The sequence below is a fragment of the Nocardia sp. MH4 genome (assembly GCF_019266065.1).
GTDB classification, from domain to species: Bacteria; Actinomycetota; Actinomycetes; order Mycobacteriales; family Mycobacteriaceae; genus Nocardia; species Nocardia canadensis.
The window spans coordinates 1-19,715 of the sequence record NZ_LPNR01000036.1 but is presented as its reverse complement, the minus strand read 5'-3'; the positions used below and the strand labels follow the sequence as shown (position 1 = coordinate 19,715).

The 19,715-nt window shown below is 68.7% G+C and carries 16 protein-coding genes and 1 pseudogene; 8 read left to right on the top strand and 9 right to left on the bottom strand.

Annotated elements, in window-relative coordinates:
• From ATM97_RS01615 to rraA, 3 genes are all read left to right on the top strand, one after another.
• Positions 1–803, top strand: an 803-nt coding sequence (locus tag ATM97_RS01615) for a CopD family protein (protein ID WP_218716115.1), incomplete at its 5' end; no start/stop codon positions are given.
• Positions 804–839: 36 nt separating this feature from the next.
• The gene (locus tag ATM97_RS01610; RefSeq protein ID WP_218716114.1) at positions 840–1,295 is read left to right on the top strand and encodes an SRPBCC family protein; all 456 of its coding nucleotides are present in this window, start codon (positions 840–842) and stop codon (positions 1,293–1,295) included.
• A gap of 13 nt (positions 1,296–1,308) precedes the next feature.
• A complete protein-coding gene (gene rraA / locus ATM97_RS01605) occupies positions 1,309–1,794 on the top strand; it encodes a ribonuclease E activity regulator RraA (protein ID WP_218716113.1) in 486 nt (161 codons plus the stop codon).
• Positions 1,795–1,969: 175 nt separating this feature from the next.
• On the opposite strand, the gene ATM97_RS01600 is transcribed toward rraA, so the two are convergent.
• Positions 1,970–2,191 (bottom strand): RNA-binding S4 domain-containing protein, encoded by a 222-nt coding sequence (locus tag ATM97_RS01600; protein ID WP_218716112.1) that lies wholly within the window; start codon positions 2,189–2,191, stop codon positions 1,970–1,972.
• Positions 2,192–2,312: 121 nt separating this feature from the next.
• Between ATM97_RS01600 and lysX the strand changes: the two genes are divergently transcribed.
• The 4 genes from lysX to ATM97_RS01580 all read left to right on the top strand — a co-directional run bounded on the left by lysX (position 2,313) and on the right by ATM97_RS01580 (position 7,489).
• Positions 2,313–5,630, top strand: coding sequence for a bifunctional lysylphosphatidylglycerol synthetase/lysine--tRNA ligase LysX (gene lysX, locus ATM97_RS01595; protein WP_218716111.1), 3,318 nt, complete (start codon positions 2,313–2,315; stop codon positions 5,628–5,630).
• 167 nt (positions 5,631–5,797) lie between these two features.
• Positions 5,798–6,109: a hypothetical protein gene (locus ATM97_RS34155; RefSeq protein ID WP_255586676.1), complete on the top strand. Its 312-nt coding sequence runs from the start codon at positions 5,798–5,800 to the stop codon at positions 6,107–6,109.
• 35 nt (positions 6,110–6,144) lie between these two features.
• Entirely contained in the window at positions 6,145–6,831 is a 687-nt protein-coding gene (locus tag ATM97_RS01585; RefSeq protein ID WP_218716110.1) for a hypothetical protein, read from the top strand.
• Positions 6,832–6,868: 37 nt separating this feature from the next.
• Positions 6,869–7,489, top strand: a complete 621-nt coding sequence (locus ATM97_RS01580) for a histidine phosphatase family protein (protein ID WP_218716118.1) — start codon at positions 6,869–6,871, stop codon at positions 7,487–7,489.
• A 321-nt stretch (positions 7,490–7,810) separates the two neighbouring features.
• Here ATM97_RS01580 and ATM97_RS01575 read toward each other — a convergent pair whose 3' ends face one another.
• The 8 genes from ATM97_RS01575 to gltB form a co-directional block, all read right to left on the bottom strand.
• Entirely contained in the window at positions 7,811–8,710 is a 900-nt protein-coding gene (locus tag ATM97_RS01575) for a cutinase family protein (RefSeq protein WP_218716117.1), read from the bottom strand.
• Positions 8,711–8,963: 253 nt separating this feature from the next.
• The gene (locus tag ATM97_RS01570; protein ID WP_218716109.1) at positions 8,964–9,335 is read right to left on the bottom strand and encodes a hypothetical protein; all 372 of its coding nucleotides are present in this window, start codon (positions 9,333–9,335) and stop codon (positions 8,964–8,966) included.
• A gap of 10 nt (positions 9,336–9,345) precedes the next feature.
• Positions 9,346–9,801, bottom strand: a complete 456-nt coding sequence (locus ATM97_RS01565) for a roadblock/LC7 domain-containing protein (protein ID WP_308248331.1) — start codon at positions 9,799–9,801, stop codon at positions 9,346–9,348.
• Positions 9,798–10,811 carry a hypothetical protein gene (locus ATM97_RS01560; protein WP_218716108.1) on the bottom strand — a complete coding sequence of 338 codons (1,014 nt, stop codon included), beginning with the start codon at positions 10,809–10,811 and terminating at the stop codon, positions 9,798–9,800. Before ATM97_RS01560 ends, ATM97_RS01565 begins: the two co-directional genes overlap by 4 nt.
• Positions 10,808–11,128: a hypothetical protein gene (locus ATM97_RS01555; RefSeq protein ID WP_308248330.1), complete on the bottom strand. Its 321-nt coding sequence runs from the start codon at positions 11,126–11,128 to the stop codon at positions 10,808–10,810. The genes ATM97_RS01560 and ATM97_RS01555 overlap by 4 nt, the downstream gene beginning before the upstream one ends.
• A 348-nt stretch (positions 11,129–11,476) precedes the next feature.
• Complete coding sequence (locus tag ATM97_RS01550) at positions 11,477–12,082, bottom strand: tetratricopeptide repeat protein (protein ID WP_218716106.1); 606 nt, start codon at positions 12,080–12,082, stop codon at positions 11,477–11,479.
• Between the two features lie 288 nt (positions 12,083–12,370).
• Positions 12,371–13,840, bottom strand: a complete 1,470-nt coding sequence (locus ATM97_RS01545) for a glutamate synthase subunit beta (protein ID WP_218716105.1) — start codon at positions 13,838–13,840, stop codon at positions 12,371–12,373.
• Positions 13,833–18,485, bottom strand: coding sequence for a glutamate synthase large subunit (gene gltB / locus ATM97_RS01540; protein WP_218716104.1), 4,653 nt, complete (start codon positions 18,483–18,485; stop codon positions 13,833–13,835). The genes ATM97_RS01545 and gltB overlap by 8 nt, the downstream gene beginning before the upstream one ends.
• Positions 18,486–19,440: 955 nt before the next feature.
• Between gltB and ATM97_RS01535 the strand changes: the two are divergent.
• Positions 19,441–19,715: pseudogene (locus tag ATM97_RS01535) on the top strand (DUF4407 domain-containing protein); the annotation flags it as partial.

Sequence of the window (19,715 nt, the reverse complement as noted above, 5' to 3'; positions counted from 1 at the left end):
GGGTGCTCGCCGACGGCGCGGGCGCGGTGGTGCTCGGGCTGGCGGCCCTGCCCCGGCTCGACGACCGGCTGCGGGTGGCCTGGCGGCCGCTGGCCGCGCTGGCCGGCGTCTGGTTCGCGGCCGAATTCGCCGTGCTGGTGGCCGAGGCCGCCGAGGTGGTCGGCGTGCCCGTGACCCGGCTCGGCGCGGGTGAGTTCGGCACCTTCCTCACCAACCTCAGCGGCGGGCAGATCGGCATCGCGATCCTGTTCTGCACCGGCGCCGTCGCCTGCTACGCGGCACTGGCCTTCCGCAGGCCCGACGCGGCGTCGGCCGATCTGGTGCTGGTGTTCGCCGCGGTCGCGCTGGCCCTGCGCCCGATCACCGGCCACATGTCCCAGCAGATGTTCGGTTCGGTGCTGGCCGCGATCCACGCGCTGGCCGCGGCGTGCTGGCTCGGGCTGCTGCTGGCGATGGCGGTGGTGCTGCGCACCCGCGGCGGCTGGGCGCGGACGCTGCCACGCTATTCGGCGCTGGCCGCACCCCTGGTGCTGGCGGTGGCCGCCACCGGGACGATCGACGGACTCGTCCGTATCGGCGGCATCGAACCGCTGTGGTCGACCGGCTACGGACGGATCCTGCTGGCGAAGTTCGCCGTCCTCTGCGCGCTGACCGGCCTGGGCTGGTGGTGGCGGCGCAGCTGGGTGCGCCGGGCCGCCGACCACCGGGTCACCGCCGAGATCTCCCTGCGCAACGCCGCCATCGAGGTCACCGCGATGGGCCTGGCGTTCGGCCTGGCCGCGACCCTGGCCGTCACCGCGTAGCCCGATCGGTCGCGGCGGACCATTAAAGTGGCCGCTATGACCGAAGTGAGGATCGTCGAAGACTGTGCCGCGTCCGCCGAGACGGCGTTCGACTACGTCAACGACTACCGCAACCTGCCGCATTTCCTGTACGGCATCGAATCCTTCGTCCCGGTCACCGACCAGACCGACGGGCTCGGCGCGACCTTCGACGGCCACATGAAGCTCGGCCCCGCGTCGCTCAAGTCCCGGGTCGAGGTCGTGAAGTGGGAGAAGGGCCGCGTGATCGGCATCAAGTCGATCAAGGGATTCGAGATCATCTCGACATTCCACTTCTATCCCAAGGGCGACGCGCTGTGCACCGTCGACGCGACCATCGAGTACTTCGTGCCCGGCGGTCTCGCGGGCAAGATGCTGGGCAAGACGATCGAGCCGTTCGTCAAGATCGCGGTGAAGCACACCACAGACAGCCTGGTCAGGGAGATCGCCAAGGCGCATGTCGAGGGCGCCTGACAGAATGCAGGCCATGACCGAATCAGCGCATGTTGTGGCCACCGCCGATCTGGCCGACGAGATCGGCCCCGAGATCCGCAGTTGTGACACCCAGTTCATCCAGTTCGGTGGCCGGGCCGCGTTCGCCGGACGGATCACCACGATCCGGTGCTTCCAGGACAATCTGCTGGTCAAGCAGACCCTGGGCGAGCCGGGCGAGGGCAAGGTCCTCGTGGTCGACGGCGGCGCGAGCGTGCACACCGCGCTCGTGGGCGACATCATCGCCGGCCGTGGCGTCGACAACGGCTGGGCCGGCGTGATCGTCAACGGCGCCGTGCGCGACTCGGCGATCCTGCGCACCCTCGACATCGGCGTGAAGGCGCTGGGCACCAACCCGCGCAAGAGCACCCAGACCGGCAGCGGCGAGAAGGACGTGACCGTCGAGTTCGGCGGCATCACCTTCGTGCCCGGCGAGATGCTCTACAGCGACCACGACGGCGTCGTGGTCCGCGCGGAGTAGTTGGAGCGCTGGCGCGCTCGAGGTCGCGGCCCTTGGGTCCCGCCGGTCAGGCACCGTTGCTTGCTCCTGCGTCGCTTGCGCAACGGCGCCTGACCGGCGGGACGGCCGCGACGGCCGACTGCGTCGGCCTGCCCCTCCTCGGGGTCGGGGCGTGCGGGGAGGTTGGGTAGAACGGTCAGTTCCCCGATACCCGCACCTTGTGGCCCGCCAGCACGACGACGTCGCCGACCTGCAGTTGCCTGCCGCGGCGCAGCTCCACCTCATCGTTGACCCGGACCAGGCCCTGGGCGATCACCGTCTTGGCCTCGGAGCCCGAATCGATCAGGTTGGCCAGTTTCAGGAATTGCCCGAGCTTGATGACCTCGTCATCGATCGGCACATCGACTGGTTCCGACATGCGCTAATACTTACCCTGCGGCGAAAATCCGGTCGCCACCGGCCCCACTACCGGCGCGCGTGACGAACACGCCGCAGCGTCCGCCACACCGATCCGGCCCGGATGCACGCACACTGGATCGGTGACCACCACGCAGGCCGAGCAACACCCCATCGTCGAGGCACCGCAGAGCCGCGCCACCGTTCCGCACCGTGGGCACGGCAGGCTGGCCGAGGTACCGCACATCACCGGGCTCGTCCTGGGCGTCTTCGCGGTGCTGCTGTTCTTGTGGAGTCTCTCGCCCGCCCTGCGCTATCTGACGCAGGTGCCGCGGCACTACGTGGACGTGTACTACTTCGACGCTCCCGACACCAGCCTGGTGTGGGCGGTGGTGGTCGGCCTGCTGGCCGGGGCGATCGCGAGCCGCAAGCGCGTCGCGTGGTGGCTGCTGGTGGTGTACCTGCTGCTCTACGCGGTGTCCAACATCGCGGACTTCGTCGTCGACGACGACATCGACGCGCTGGTGGCCTGCATCGTGCACGTCGTCGTCATCGGGATCCTGATCGCGGCGCGCAACGAGTTCTATACCCGGGTCCGGCCGGGGGCGCTGTGGAAGGCGATCGGCGTGCTGGTGGCCGGGCTGGCGCTGGGCTGCCTGATCGGCTGGGGGCTGGTGGAACTCGCGCCCGGCACCCTTCCCGAGGGGGTGCAGCGCCCGCTGTGGGCGGTCTACCGGGTGACCGCGGCGGTGCTGGTGAACAACGAGCATTTCGACGGGCACCCGCGTCCGTGGGTCAACTTCCTGCTCGGCCTGTTCGGCGCGATCGCCCTGCTCACCGCCGTGGTGGTGCTGCTGCGCTCGCGCCGCGCCGACAACGCGATGACCGCCTTGGACGAGTCGGCCATCCGCGGGCTGCTCGCGGCGGGCGACGTCGAGGACTCGCTGGGTTACTTCGCCACCCGCCGGGACAAGGCGGTGGTGTTCGCGCCCAACGGCAAGGCCGCCATCACCTATCGCGTCGAGCTGGGCGTGAGCCTGGCCAGCGGCGATCCGATCGGACCGAAACAGGCCTGGCCACAGGCCATCCGGGCCTGGCTGGAGGAGGCCGACCGGTTCGGCTGGGCGCCCGCGGTGATGGGCGCCAGCGAGATCGGCGCCACCGCCTACCGCAATGCCGGGCTCGCGGCACTGCGCCTCGGCGACGAGGCGATCCTCGACACCCGCACCTTCTCGCTGGCCGGGCCCGAGATGAAGCAGGTCCGCCAGGCCGCGAACCGGCTGCGCAAGAACGGTCTCGGGGTGCGGGTGCGCAGGCACCGCGACATCCCCGCCGCCGAGTTCGCCGACATCGTCGCCCGCGCCGACGCCTGGCGCGACACCGAGACCGAGCGCGGCTTCTCGATGGCGCTGGGCCGTCTCGGCGACCCGCTCGACGGCGACTGCCTGCTGGTCGAGGCGGTCGACCACGACGACCGGGTGCACGCCATGCTCTCGTTCGTCCCGTGGGGCCGCACCGGTGTCTCGCTGGAACTCATGCGCCGCGACCCGCAGAGCCCCAACGGCGTGATGGAGCTGATGATCTCCCAGCTCGCGCTGAACTCCGACCAGTACGGAATCACCAAGATCTCGCTGAACTTCGCGGTGTTCCGTTCGGTGTTCGAGGAGGGCGGCCGGATCGGGGCGGGCCCGATCCTGCGCGCGTGGCGCGGTGTGCTGCTGTTCTTCTCGCGCTGGTGGCAGCTCGAGGCGCTGTATCGGTCGAACGTGAAGTACCACCCGCGCTGGGTGCCGCGCTTCTTCCTGTACGAGGAGCGCAGGCAGTTGCCCCGGGTGGCCACGGCCAGCGGCCTGGCCGAGGGCTTCCTGCCGCGCATCGGCAAGGAACCCGACGCGGCCGTGCACACCGGGACGCACACGGCGGTGCCGGCGAGCGTCACCGGGCTGCACGCCGACGGCAGCGCGCCGGACGCGCCGGCGGGCGAGGACGCCGACCAGGGCCCACGCAGGCCCGAGCAGGTCCGCGTCCGGATGAACAAGCTGGACCGGCTCACCGCCGCCGGCGTCGACTCCTACCCGGTGGCCTATCCCCCGACGCACACCATCGCCGACGCCCGCGCCTGCCCCAAGGGCACGACGGTGCGAGTGGCGGGCAGGCTGCTGCGCATCCGCGACTACGGCGGGGTGATCTTCGCGGTGGTCCGCGACTGGACCGACGAGATCCAGCTCGTCATCGACCGGGAGCGGGTCGGCGCCGACCGCAGCGCCGAGTTCACCGAGTTCTTCGACCTGGGCGATCTCATCGAGGTGAGCGGGCAGCTCGGCACCAGCCGCAGCGGCGAGCTCTCGCTGCTCGCCCAGGACTGGCGGATGAACGGCAAGTGCCTGCACCCGCTGCCCGACAAGTGGCGCGGCCTGGCCGATTCCGAGGCCAAGGTCCGGCAGCGCTACGTCGACATGGCGATCAATCCGGAGACCCGCGAGGTGATGGCCAAGCGCAGCGCGGTGCTGCATTCGCTGCGCGACTCGCTGTTCAACTGGGGCTTCCTCGAGGTCGAGACACCGATCCTGCAGCAGGTACACGGCGGCGCCAACGCGACCCCGTTCCGCACCCACATCAACGCCTACGACCTCGACCTGTACCTGCGCATCGCGCCCGAGCTGTACCTCAAGCGGCTGTGTGTCGGCGGGATGGAGAAGGTCTTCGAACTCGGCCGCACCTTCCGCAACGAAGGCGTCGACTTCAGCCACAATCCCGAGTTCACGATCCTGGAAGCCTATGAGGCGCACAGTGATTACCTGCGGATGATGCAGCTGTGCCGTCGGCTGATCCAGGACGCGGCGATGGCGGCCAACGGCGCCGAGGTGGCGCTGCGACCGAACGACGACGGGGGATTCGACGCCGTCGACATCTCGGGCGAGTGGCGGGTGAAGACGGTGCACGGCGCGGTCTCGGAGGCCATCGGCACCGAGATCACCACCCGCACCGAACTCAGCCGCCTGCGCGAGCTGTGCGACGAGGCGGGCATCGCCTACCAGCACGGCTGGGACGTGGGCCAGGTGGTGCTGGAGATGTACGAGCACCTGGTGGAATCCCAGACCACCTACCCCACCTTCTACCTGGACTTCCCCACCTCGGTCTCCCCGCTGACCCGCTCGCACCGCAGTATCGACGGCGTCACCGAGCGCTGGGACCTGGTCGCCTGGGGCGTCGAATTGGGCACCGCCTACAGCGAACTCACCGACCCGGTCGAGCAGCGGCGCAGGCTCACCGAGCAGTCGATGCTGGCGGCGGGCGGCGATCCGGAGGCGATGGAACTCGACGAGGACTTCCTGCAGGCGCTCGAACACGCGATGCCGCCCACCGGCGGTCTCGGCATGGGCGTGGACCGGGTCGTCATGCTGATCACCGGACGCAGCATCCGGGAAACGCTGCCGTTCCCGTTGGTGAAACCGCGCTGATTCGGGGTACACCGTTACTCGTGTAAACGAATCGTGGCCGCGCCGCGATCAACAACTGCTCCGGGACGCCGCGAGGCTTTCGCACCGAAAGCCACACCAACGGCGCTAGTCTCGGAGTTCCGGCACCGGGAGGATGCCGGGCCAACGACACCTCGGGATGGGACTACATGTATCTGGATCTGCTGACCACGGCCGCCCTCGTCGACCCGCACCTGCTCACGAGCAGCTTCGACACCCTGGCGAGCTCGGACACGGTCAACACCGCGCTGGAGCTGGCGGCCAAGAAGAAAAAGAAGAGCAGCTCCGGCCTGATCATCGGCGGCATCTGCTGCCTGCTCGTCGTCGTGCTCATCATCGGCGGCATCTACCTGCTCAAGAACAAGAAGAAGGACAACGGTCAGCCGCCCGCCCAGCCGCCCTACGGCGGTCCCCAGGGTGGTCAGCCGCCGTACGGTCAGCCGCCCTACGGCCAGCCCTGACCTGATCGAGGGACTCGCGGCGATATCCTCGCCCGATGACGAGGCATCCTCGCGAGTCCTCGAACGAACGCCGGCTGGCCCATGGGCTGTCCGCGACCGGTGTCGCCGGCCTGTTCCTGCTGCTGCGGCTGTTCGCGGTCACCGATTACGACTGGAACGCCGCCTTCTCGCTACTGGGCACGCTCGGCATCGGCGATGTCGCCGCCATGGTGGTCGGCACCCTGATGGCCAGTCCGCTGCTCGGCGGGATCGCCCTGTCGGTGTTGCTGCCGGAGGCGGTGATCCATCAGATCCGGCTCGGCAGACCGAGCTGGACCAACGCGGGCAATCTGACCTGGCTCGTCGTGATCGCCCTGTTCACCGGCGCGCTGGTGTGGACCTACCGGGTGTGGTGGGTGCTCATCGTCGCCGGTGTCCTTGGTTTGGTGCTGTTCGGGCTGCTGCGGGCGGACAAGCGCAATCCGGAGGGCGCGAAGTTCGCGCACTGGTTCGTCGGCAGTTCCGCGCTGATCGTCACGCTGGCCGCCCTGATCCTGGCCGCGACCGTGCAGGTGCCGTGGGTTTCGCGGGAGCACATCCAGACGAAGAACGGCGTCGTCGACGGGTATGTGATGGAGAATCCGCCCGGCTTCCTGAAGGTATTGCTCGAAGACGGGCGCGAGATCGTCATCATCGATACCGCCGACGTGACCGGTCGCGAGGAGATCGACCCGGAGCCGTGAGACCGCCCAACCGGGCGATACGGCAGAGTGTGTGAGCGTGCAGCTCATTCTCGTGCGTCACGCCCAGCCCGAACGCGTCATCGGGGACACCACCGCCGCCGACCCCGGCCTGACCGAGATCGGCGGCCAGCAGGCCGACCGCGTCCCCGCCGCGCTCGCCGCCCACGAGATCGCCCGGATCGTCAGCAGTCCGCAGCGGCGGGCCCGCGACACCGCGGCCCCCACCGCGGCCGCGCGCGAACTGCCCGTCGATGTCATCGACGACCTCGCCGAGTACGACCGCGACCTGCCCGCCTACATCCCCATCGAAGACGCCAAGACCGATTTCGCCGAGGCCTACGCCCGGATCAAGGCAGGCCTGCTACCCGAGCAGATCGACGGCCCCGCCTTCACCGCCCGCGTCCTCACCGCGATAGACGGCCTGGTCGCCGCCGCGGCCCCCACCGACACCGTCGTCGCCTTCGCCCACGGCGGCGTGGTCAACGTCCTGCTGGCCGACATCCTCGGCCTGGACCGCCCGCTGACCTTCCCGATCGACTACTGCTCGGTGACCCGAATCCTCTACTCGCGCACCGGCTCCCGCACCGCCGCCACCATCAACGAAAACGGCCACGTCTGGGACCTGCTCCCCCGCAACCTCTCCCGCACACACCCCTGACCGATCACCCCAACCGCGCCCGCCCGACCGGAGGGGCCGTCGGCGGCCGTCCCGCCGGTCAGACGCCGCTGCCCAAGTGGCGATCGACCAAGCACCGGCACCTGACGGACGACACCCGAGGGACCGCCGACCAGAGTAGGCCGACGCTCCAAACCAACCACGCACGCCCGACCCCTAGGGAGGGCAGGCCGACGCAGTCGGCCGTCGGCGGCCGTTCCGCCGGTCAGGCGCCGTGGCGTACGCGACGAAGGAGCAAGCCACGGTGCCTGACCGGCGGGACCCAAGGGGCCGCCGACTCGAGCGCGCCAGCGCTCCAAAAACTCAAGCCTGCTGGGCGATCCAGTTGTGCATCCAGGTGATGGCGGTCTGGCCGCCACCCACGGGGTAGCTGCCGTAGAGGGTGTGGGCCTGGGAGCGGTAGAAGCGCTCCAGGTCCTTGGCCCGCTGCTGGTTGGCCGCCTCGGAGAGCTGTGCCTGCAGGGTCGGGACGCCGCCGTGGGCCATCAGGTCGTTGACGATGGCGCCCGCCTCGATCTGGTAGCGCCACATGTTGGCCGGGTTGGCGTCCGAGCTCTGCGCGAGGAAACCGGCGAAGCGGGTGACGAAATCGTCGGTGGCGGTGGCGCAGTACAGGTCGTCGACGGCGCAGATGGTGCGCACGCGGTCGCTGATCCAGCCGAAGCCACCGGGCCGCGCGCCACCGGCGCCCGCGCCCGCGGCGATCGGGCCGACCTGCACGTCGGTCGGCGAGCGGCGCGGATCGGAGATCAGGCCGACGGCCTTGACCTTGCCCGGCGCGATCGGGCTGACGCCGGTGCCGATTTCGGCGGCGAGGTCACCCGCCGCGTCGGCGCCTTGGCTGTAGCCGACCAGCGCGATGTCGGTGTCGCCGCACGCGGCGAGCTTGGCGGTGATCAGTCCGCGCGCGGCGTCGACCGCCTGCTTCTTGGACTGACCGTAGACGTCGCCCTCCCACGGGAACGCGGTGGCGGCGTAGGTGACATAGTCGACGTCGGTGTTGCGGGGCAGCCCGTTGGTGACGCCGGAGAGCATGCCGGGGCCGGGGGCCTTGTCGTGGCCGGTTTCCCAGGTGCCCGGGATCGCGACGACATAGAGACTCGGGCAGCCCGGCGCCGCCGCCGCACTCGTGCTGCCGACCATGACGCCGGTGGTCATCGCCGCGGCCGCGCCCAGCGCCGCAACAACCTTCTTCAACCGCATACCGCTCCAGTTCAACCTTGCTCGATACAGAGCAAACCCCGATAAGTCCCTGTCAAGGTGGGTGAACCCGGCTAGTGGCCATGCTGTGTCTCACCCAGACCTCGCCGCGAATCACAATAGGCGGACGAGCCCGCTGATGCCACACGACGACTCGTCCATGTCCGATTTCCGACAGTCGGCTTCGACACAGGCGGCGCGGGATGTCGGCGGCCACGCGGAGTCGCCGACACTCTCCTCCGCCGCGGGGTGGAACTCACACCTCCAGATCTTCCTCGATGCCCTTGAGACGGTGCCGAGCCATGGCCAGATTGGACCGGCCGCGATCGAGCGCGAGGTAGAGGAACAGACCCTTGGACTTGCGGCCGGTCATCGGTCGGATGACGTGGTACTGGGTGCCGAGGGTGATGAGCACGTCCTCGATGTCCTCGTTGAGGCCGAGCTGCTCGATGGTGCGCATCTTCGCGCGGACCACCTCGGTGTTGCCCGCCGCGGCCACCTGCAGATCGAGCGCCTTGGTGCTGCTGAGCATTCCGAGCGCCATCCCGCTGCTGTAGTCGACGACGGCGGCGCCTATCGCGCCTTCGATCACCATCATGTCCTTCAGTGCCAGGTCCATGTTCGACATGTCTTGCCTTTCAATCGGTTTCTTCCTTGGATTGCGCCGCCGCCAGGTGTTCGGCGATGGCGCGCGCCACCGGTCGCGACTCCAGGTGGAGCCGGCCGACGTTCACTTCCGGGCCGGCGAGCACGGTCAGCGAGGTGTAGCCGGCGGCGTAGATCACCACCTGCCCCTCGGTGCCGAGCACGACGACCTCGTTGAATCCGCCGCCGTGCGCCGTGGTCGCGAGCCGATACGACAGCGACAGCTGCGCGGCCGCCATCGCGGCCATGCCGGCGGGTTCGATGTGCGGGGGTAGGTCGTGTTCGATCAGCAGCCCGTCGCTGGAGGCCACCACCGAACCGGTCAGGCGCGGGACGCGCTCCCGCAACGACTTCAGTTCGGCCAATACGGCCGTGTTCCGTTCGGGCACCGGCATCGCCACCTTCGTCCTTCCCCTCCATTCACCGAGCAGCTTCTTCCGCACGGTCACGCAAGCTCCTCCAACGCCGCCCTGAGCCGGATGAGTACATCGCGGTCGACCTGTCGCCAGCGCTCGGGTTCGTACGGTGCCGCGCCGGTGCGGTGTCCGCGATGCCGGGCGGGTGCGGTCGCTTCCTCGTCGACCGCGTGCCGACCGGTTCGCTCGCCCGTCCCCGCGTACACCGGGCGGGGCGGACGAGCCGTTCCCCCGCCGCCGAGCGCGGGCGGGACCCGCCTCGGCAGCGCGGGCACGCCTGTGGAAGGCACCTCCGGTGCCGAATGCCGGTGGCGCCCAGTGTCTTCCACAGGTGCGGGCGCCAGCGTGAGGTGCCGCACGGCCGGTGGCGACTGGGGCGCGTCGGCCACGGCGGGCGCCACGACCGGTTCCGCCGCCGCCGGGTCGGGTTCCTGGATCAGCCCCGCGGTGGTGAGGTCGCGCACGGCGACCAGGCAGCCGTAGGTGGTGCGGCCCAGGTCGCGGGCGATCTCGGCGATGCTGCGCCGCTCGTCGGCGGCGGCCAGCACCTCGGCCTGGCCGCCGGTGAGCACCACCCGATGGCGGCGCACCCGGCGCGCGGGGACCACCGGCACCGCGGCGACGAGGTCGGCGGGCCAGGGACCCCACTCCGAATCACTGCGCCGGGCGCATTCGTGCAGCAGCGTATGCGGCGCCACCCGGCAGACAGGGGCGAGCCAATGTTCGGGCGCGGGCAGGAATTCCGGCTCGGCGGCCGAGGCGAGCAGAAAATAGGCGGCGTCGAATACCGACAGCAACGCCAGGGTTTCCAGTCGTGGCCGGTGCAATAACGGACCGGGATCGCCCGCGCCGGCCCGGCGCCAGTCCTCGGCCGTGGCCACACCCGCCTCGACCACCAGCCGGTCCAGGCCGATGGTGCGCCGGCAGCCCGCCGAGGCGATCGCGCCGCGCGCCAGATGGAATTCGCCGTCCCCGGCCCGCAGTACCCCGGTCGATCCCTGTTCCTCGAGCCGGTGCAATTCCTCGGCGAGGGCCAAGCTCATCGATCGCCGCCCGTCAGTTCCTCGAGCGCGGCACGGAGCTGATACCGGGCCATGCCGAGATTGCCGGTGTCGCCGTCGAAGACGACATGGACGAACAGCCTGCCGTCGAAATCACCCTCGACCAGGTGCAACAGGTGGAAGCCACCGGTGCGGCAGACCACGATCTCGGTGATGTCGTCGTCCGCGCGTCCGGTCGCCAGCGCCGAACACCCGAGCGCGGCCCGCACCACATCCGTGGTGCCCGCCGCATCCTCGTGTTCGTCGACGACGTCGTGCACTCCAGCGGCGGCGATCGCCAAACCGCTGGCCCCATCCACCAGTGTCACGCTGCACGCACCGGGAATATCCATGATGCGTTTCAGGCAGCCGTCGAGAGAATTCACACGCCCCGGCCTGTCTTCGAGAGGTTATCGGAACGTGACGCTATACCTCCCGGCAAATTCCCGCACGCCGAACGCCGGAAAATTGCTGCGCCCCATAATGTTTGCTGAGGTTTGCTGGAAAACCGCTCGGTATCAATACTTTTGGGTAACTTCGCGCCGGTTCGCTGCCCGGCCGATAAACCCGGTGCTCAACCACCCTAAATGGATCGGCGACCATCTCGCGAACATCACGAACAGAACGCGACGAATCCACGAACCGGTCGGTTCGTCAGCAGAGTTCGCTCAGCCGGCCGCGCGGCGGTACCAGGACTCGGCCTCGCGGTGCGCGCCCTGCGACTCCAGCAGCGCGGCGAGGTTGGCCATGGCGCGCGGGTGGCCGAGATCGGCGGCCCGGCGGAAGCAGCGGCGCGCCTCGGTGAGTGCACCGCGATGCCGCAGCAGCATGCCGAGGTTGTTGACGGCGTCGATATCGCCGTTGTCGGCGGCGTCGCGATACCAGGCCTCGGCGTCGTCGAGGCGGTCCTGGTCTTCGCACAGGCGGGCGAGGTTGTACATCGCGTCGACATTGCCCGCGAAAGCGGCATGGTGGTACCAGGTTTCGGCGCCGCGCCGGTCACCGCACTGGTAGAGCAGAGTCGCCAGGTTGTACATGGCGTTGACGTTGCCCGCGGCGGCGGCCCTGCGGTACCACGACTCGGCTTCGTCGAACTCGCCGAGCTTGTCCAGCAGAACGGCCAGATTGTTCATCGCGCGGGTGTGCCCGGCGGCCGCCGCCCGGCGGAACCAGTGCTCGGCGGCGTCGAAATCGCTGTGGTCGTAGTAGATGTTGGCGAGATTGTGCATGGCGGTGCCATCTCCGCGCTCGGCGGCGCGATGCAGACTCGCCATCGTTCCCGGCGGTAACGGCACTTCTCCCCCTCGGGTCATCACCGGTTACACATCGATAACGGAAAGTCTATGTGCTACAACGGAGATCAGCCACGTCGTTTGCTTCGGCACCGAAAACACTGTGCGCGTGCCGTGTTCAGACCCCTACGCACGTCCTTTCGACGGCCCCGCCCCGGGCCGGTGCAGAACCGGAAGACGCTACCAGAGCTGCCCGGATACCGAAATATCCTGCGGCACAACGACAGAGCGCCCGTGGACATCTGTCCACGGGCGCTCCGAAGTAGCTGATCAGCGCTGGGCGACGGCGGTCGGCGGGATCGGCGCGGGCAGCGCGGTCTCGCCTTCCAGGAACTTGTCCACCGCGGACGCCGCGGCGCGGCCCTCCGCGATCGCCCACACGATGAGCGACTGGCCACGGCCCATATCGCCGGCGACGAAGACGCCGGGGATGTTGGTGGCCCAGTTCTTGTCCCGTTGCACGTTGCCACGGCCGTCGTAACCGACGCCGAGGTCGGTCAGCAGGCCCGGCTTCTGCGGGCCGACGAAGCCCATGGCCAGCAGCACCAGGTCGGCTTCGAGGGTGAAGTCGGTGCCTTCGACCTTCTCGAACCGGCCGTTGGCCATCTTGACCTCGTGCGCCTCGAGACCGGTGACCTTGCCGTCCTTGCCGACGAAACGCTCGGTGTTGACGGAGAACACGCGCTCGCCGCCCTCCTCGTGCGCCGAGGACACCCGGTACATGAGCGGGTAGGTCGGCCACGGGGTGGAACCGGCGCGCTCCTCCGGCGGACGGGGCATGATCTCGAACTGGTGGACCGATTCGGCACCGTGGCGGTGCGAAGTGCCCAGGCAGTCGGCGCCGGTGTCGCCACCACCGATGATGACGACCTTCTTGCCCTTCGCGTGGATGGGCGGCAGGCCGTTCTCGTCGGTGATGTCGTCGCCGAGCTGGACGCGGTTGGCCAGCGGCAGGAACTCCATCGCCTGGTGGATGCCGTCGAGCTCGCGGCCCGGGATCGGCAGGTCACGCGCGATGGTGGCGCCACCGGCGAGCACGATCGCGTCGAAACGCTCCCGCAGCTCCTCGGCGGTGATGTCGACACCGACGTTGACGCCCGGCTTGAAGATGGTGCCTTCGGCCTCCATCTGCGCGAGGCGACGGTCGATGACCGACTTCTCCATCTTGAATTCCGGGATGCCGTAGCGCATCAGACCGCCGATGCGGTCGTCGCGCTCGAACACGGTCACGGTGTGGCCCGCCCGGGTCAGCTGCTGGGCGGCGGCCAAACCGGCCGGGCCCGAACCGACGACGGCGACCTTCTTGCCGGTCAGGCGGGTCGGGTACACCGGGGTGACCCAGCCCTCGTCGAAGGCGTTCTCGATGAGCTCGACCTCGACCTGCTTGATGGTGACCGGCTGCTGGTTGATGCCGAGCACGCACGACGCCTCACACGGAGCCGGGCACAGGCGGCCGGTGAACTCCGGGAAGTTGTTGGTGGCGTGCAGGCGGTCGATGCCCTCGCGCCAGGCACCCTTGTACACCAGGTCGTTCCACTCGGGGATCAGGTTCCCCAGCGGACAGCCGTTGTGACAGAAGGGGATACCGCAGTCCATGCAGCGGCTGGCCTGCTTCTGCAGGGTGTCGTGCGAGAACTTGTCCTCGTAGACCTCTTTCCAGTCGAGCAGTCGCAGCTCGACCGGTCGGCGGGTGGGCAGTTCCCGTGAGGTGTGCTTCAAAAATCCCTGTGGGTCAGCCACGAGCCGCCTCCATGATCGCTTCGTCCACGTCCTTGCCGCTCTTCTCAGCTTCGGAGATGGCGAGCAAAACCTTCTTGTATTCGCGGGGCATGACCTTCACGAAGTGGTTCACCTGCTGGGACCAGTCGCTCAGGATGCGTTCGGCGACAGCCGAACCCGTTTCGTCGCGGTGGGTGGTGATGATGTCGCGCAGCCAGGTGAAGTCGTCACCGGAGAGCTGCTCGATCGCCTCGGCCTGATCCGGGCTGACGCGCGATGCGAGCGTGCCCTCCGGGTCGTAGACGAAGGCGACACCACCGGACATACCGGCGCCGAGGTTGCGGCCGGTGCCACCGAGGATCACCACGCGGCCACCGGTCATGTACTCGAGCGCGTGGTCGCCCACACCCTCGACGACCGCGGTGGCGCCGGAGTTACGGACGGCGAACCGCTCGCCCGCCACACCGTTGATCAGGATCCGGCCGCTGGTCGCGCCGAACATGATCACGTTGCCCGCGATGATGTTGTCCTCGGCGACGAAGCCCTCCGGCGCGGTGAGCGCCGGGCGGACCACGATGTGGCCGCCGGACAGACCCTTGCCGACGTAGTCGTTGGCGTCACCCTGCACGCGCAGCGTGATGCCGGCCGGGACGAACGCGCCGAAGCTGTTGCCCGCCGAACCGTTGAAGGTGATGTCGATGGTGTTGTCGGGCAGGCCCGCGCCACCGTAGAGCTTGGTCACCTCGTGGCCGAGCATGGTGCCGACCGTGCGGTTCACGTTGGTGATCTTGGTTTCGATCTTGACCGCCTGGCCACGCTCGAGCGCGTCGGCGCTCTGCGCGATCAGCTCGTTGTCCAGCGCCTTGTCCAGACCGTGGTCCTGGGTGCCGGTGCACCGGGTGTCCTGGTTCATGAACGCCGTCTCCGGCATGTCCAGGATCGGCGACAGGTCCAGCTTGGCGGCCTTGAAGTGCGCCTTGGCCTTGCTGGTGTCGAGCAGGTCGACGCGGCCGATGGCCTCGTCGAGCGTGCGGAAGCCCAGCTCGGCGAGCAGCTCACGCACCTCCTCGGCGATGAACAGCATGAAGTTCTCGACGAACTCCGGCTTGCCGGAGAAGCGCTCGCGCAGCACCGGGTTCTGGGTCGCGATGCCGACCGGGCAGGTGTCGAGGTGGCACACGCGCATCATGATGCAGCCCGAGACGACCAGCGGAGCGGTCGCGAAACCGAACTCCTCGGCGCCGAGCAGGGCGGCGATCATCACGTCGCGACCGGTCTTCATCTGACCGTCGACCTGGACCACGATGCGGTCGCGCAGGCCGTTGAGCAGCAGGGTCTGCTGGGTCTCGGCCAGGCCGAGCTCCCAGGGGCCACCCGCGTGCTTGAGCGAGGTCAGCGGCGAGGCGCCGGTGCCGCCGTCGTGGCCCGAGATGAGCACGACGTCGGCGTGCGCCTTGGACACACCGGTGGCGACGGTGCCGACACCCGGCTCCGCGACGAGTTTCACGTGAATCCGCGCCTGCGGGTTCGCGTTCTTCAGATCGTGGATCAGCTGCGCCAGGTCCTCGATCGAGTAGATGTCGTGGTGCGGCGGCGGGGAGATCAGGCCGACGCCCGGCGTGGAGTGCCGCACCTCGGCGACCCACGGGTACACCTTGTGCGCGGGCAGCTGGCCGCCCTCGCCCGGCTTGGCGCCCTGGGCCATCTTGATCTGGATGTCGGTGGCGTTGGTCAGGTAGTGCGCGGTGACACCGAAGCGACCCGAGGCGACCTGCTTGATCGCCGAACGACGCCAGTCACCGTTCTCCTCGACCTCGAAGCGGGCCGGGCTCTCGCCGCCCTCACCGGAGTTCGAGCGCGCGCCGAGGCGGTTCATCGCGATCGCCAGGGTCTCGTGCGACTCGGCCGAGATGGAGCCGTAGCTCATCGCGCCGGTCGAGAACCGCTTGACGATCTCGGCGGCCGGCTCGACCTCGTCGATCGAGATGGACTCGCGCTGACCGGTCTTGAACTTGAACAGGCCACGCAGCGCGGCCAGCCGCTCGGACTGGTCGTCGACCAGCTTGGTGTACTCCTTGAAGATCGAGTACTGACCGGTGCGGGTCGCGTGCTGCAGCTTGAACACCGTGTCCGGGTTGAACAGGTGGTACTCGCCCTCACGACGCCACTGGTACTCGCCGCCGACCTCGAGCTCGCGGTGCGCGCGCTCGTTGCGGTTCTCCAGGAACGCGGTGCGGTGGCGGATGGCCACCTCTTCGGCGATCTCGTCCAGGCCGATGCCGCCCAGCGGCGAGCGCAGGCCGGTGAAGTACTCGTCGACCAGATCCTGCGCCAGGCCGATGACCTGGTACAGCTGGGCGCCGTTGTAGGAGGCGAGGGTGGAGATGCCCATCTTCGACATCACCTTGAGCACGCCGTTGCTGGCCGCGGTGCAGTAGTTCGCGACGGCCTTGCGGAAGTCGGCGGCCAGGTCACCGGTCGAGCCGGGGATCTGCAGCGAGCCGCGCTCGAGCATGTCCTCGATGGTCTCGAAGGCCATGTACGGGTTGATCGCGGCGGCGCCGAAACCGACCAGCATCGCCATGTGGTGCACCTCGCGGGCGTCACCGGCCTCGACGACCAGGCCGACCATGGTGCGGGTGCGCTCGCGCACCAGGTGGTGGTGCACCGAGGAGGTGAGCAGCAGCGACGGGATCGGCGCCAGCTTCTCGTTGGACTCGCGATCGGACAGCACGATGATCCGCGCGCCGCCGTCGATGGCCGCCGACACCTGGGTGTTGATCGCGGCCAGGGCCTTGCGCATGCCCTCGCCGCCCTCGGCGACCGGGTACAGACCGCGCACGACCACCGAGCGCAGGCCGGGGTGGCTGCCGTCGTCGTTGATGTGGACCAGCTTGGCCAGCTCGTCGTTGTCCAGGATCGGCTGCTCGAGCGCGATCTGCTGGCACGACTCGGGGCCGGGGTGCAGCAGGTCGGCCTCGGGGCCGATGTTGCGCTTGAGGCTGGTGACGACCTTCTCGCGGATGGCGTCCAGCGGCGGGTTGGTGACCTGCGCGAACAGCTGGGAGAAGTAGTCGAACAGCAGACGCGACCGGTTCGACAGCACCGCGATCGGGGTGTCGGTACCCATCGAGCCCAGCGCTTCGCCGCCGGTCTTGGCCATCGGGGTGATCAGCAGGTTCAGGTCCTCGGTGGTGTAACCGAAGATCTGCTGACGGATCAGCACGCGGTCGTGCGACATGTGCACGTGCGGACGGTCGGGCAGGTCGGCCAGGCGGCTCACGCCGGCGTCGAGCCACTCCTGGTACGGCTGCGCGGCGGCCAGCTCGGACTTGAGCTCGTCATCGGTGACGATGCGGCCCGCCTCGGTGTCGACCAGGAACATCTTGCCCGGCTGCAGGCGGATCTTCTGGACCACGGTGGAGGGGTCGATGTCGAGGACGCCGACCTCGGAGGCGAGCACGACCAGGCCGTCCTCGGTCACCCAGATGCGACCGGGGCGCAGGCCGTTGCGGTCGAGCACGGCGCCGATCTTCTTGCCGTCGGAGAAGCAGACGGCGGCGGGGCCGTCCCAGGGCTCCATCAGCATGGAGTGGTACTCGTAGAACGCCCGCCGCTGCGGGTCCATGTTCTCGTTGCGTTCCCAGGCCTCGGGAATCATCATCAGGATCGCGTGGTGCAAGTCGCGGCCGCCGAGGTGCAGCAGCTCCAGCACCTCGTCGAAGCGCGCGGTGTCACTCGCACCCGGCGTACAGACGGGGAAGATCTTCTGCAGCCGGTTCTTGCCCGCCTCGTCCTTGCCGAAGACGTCCGAACGCAGCAGCGCCTCACGGGCGCGCATCCAGTTCTCGTTACCGGTGACGGTGTTGATCTCACCGTTGTGGGCGACCCGGCGGAACGGGTGCGCCAGCGGCCACGAGGGGAAGGTGTTGGTGGAGAAGCGCGAGTGCACGATGCCGATGGCCGACTCGACGCGCTCGTCCTGCAGGTCCAGGTAGAACGCGCGCAGCTGCGGCGTGGTGAACATGCCCTTGTAGATGAAGGTCTCGCCGGACAGGCTCGGGAAGTACACCGATTCCTTGCCGACGGTGCCCTCACCGGGGCCTGCCTTGCCGAGCTCGTGCTCGATCCGCTTGCGGATGACGTAGGCGCGACGCTCCAGGTCCATGCCGGAGAGCTGCTCGGCGGAGTTCTTGGGCGAGCCGATGAAGATCTGCCGGAAGGTCGGCATGGCGTCGCGGGCCAGGGCGCCCAGCGAGGACTCGTCGATCGGCACTTCGCGCCAGCCGAGCACGGCCAGGCCCTCTTCGGTGACGATCTTGTCCACGCCGTAGGCGGCACGCGCGGCCTCACGACGGGCCTGGGGCAGGAAGGCGATGCCGGTCGCGTAGGAGCCGACCGGAGGCAACTCGAAGTCGACGATCGCGCGGAAGAACTTGTCCGGGAGCTGGATCAGGATGCCCGCGCCGTCGCCGGAGTTCGGCTCGGCGCCCGCGGCACCGCGGTGCTCCAGGTTCAGCAGGGCCGTGATGGCCTTGTCGACGATGTCTCGGCTGCGTCGTCCGTGCATGTCGGCGACGAACGCGACGCCGCAGGCGTCGTGCTCGAATGCCGGATCGTAGAGCCCGGTGGCACCGGGTGACCTGTGGCCAGGAAGTTGCGTCATGCCTCTGCCTTCAAGAAAGTCGGCTGTCGATGAGATCGGCCGCTCAGCGAGCTGAGTTGGGCCCTTCGTCGTTTCGCCTCCGTCAAGACTGCGTCCGTACGATCCGAAACCAGCGGCGATGATGGTTTGCGGCGTGCAGTCACGTCTCCAGTTGTCCACCCGCTTCGTTGACGTAGTGGGTGCTCAGAGGTAACGGAACGCTTACACATCCCTTACCTCCGCGCGGGGGTTCACCCGCTACTCTTGGCCCGGTTTCACCGGACCCCGAAACAGGTGGTTGTACCGAACAGGGGTGCGTTCGGCGTAAGAGCAAACGATAAGTCAGACCGCAGACCCAACCAACTAAGGTCGTGCTAAGAAACCTGTCTAGCTGGGGTTTGTAAAGGCGGCATGCTTCGTCGCGCGCGTCGTCCAGTGTAAAGCAGAGCGAGGGCCGGATCGATCCCGGACAACCCGCGCCGACCTGCGCGAACACCGCGGCGAAGCAGGCCAGAACCGGCTGCCGACCCAGGGCCGAAAGCTGAACTCACCTGCACCGCAGCAGAATTCCCCGACAATGCCCAGGTCAAACCTGTGCGCTCCGCTAACCGGGACGGAAGCGGTGAGATATTTCCGACAGCGGCCCCGACGTGGCATCGCAGTGATCCAACCGTTCGGTCTGTATCGAGTTTGTGTGCCACAGCACACCTCTGGCTAATTCTGGAACAGTGGCGTTCGCCACAACAGGGGCTCTACCAACCGGTAGGTACGAATCGCCGACGTCGACACGCCGGGCGGGCCTGGGCATCCAGCCCGCGCCACCGACTCGCACCGATGCCGGGCTCCTACTACTGTGAGGCTGACCACAAGGGGGTCGTCGGCACTCGGTGTGTCGGGTCGCTGCCTGTCACGCTGACACAACGAATCCATGACAGTTTCGCCATGCCCAGTGGAGCGCACGACCCGGGGAGAACCTATGACCGGCACACTCACCTGGCTCGGCGGAGGCCTCGCCTCGCCCCGGCGCCGGGATCCCGAAACGGGCTCCGACCTGGCCTACAACCATGAACAGGGCGGCTACGTCGTCACCGGTGCCGCCGTGCTGTTGTTCGCCGCGGTCGCCGGGATCGTCACCGCCGCCGCCCTGGCCGCCGCCGACGGGATCGGCGCGTTCGCCGTCGTCGCGCTCGCGCTGGTCGTCGCGGTGGCCGCCGCCGCGCTGGGCCGCGCGCTGGCCACCACCAGGCCCGG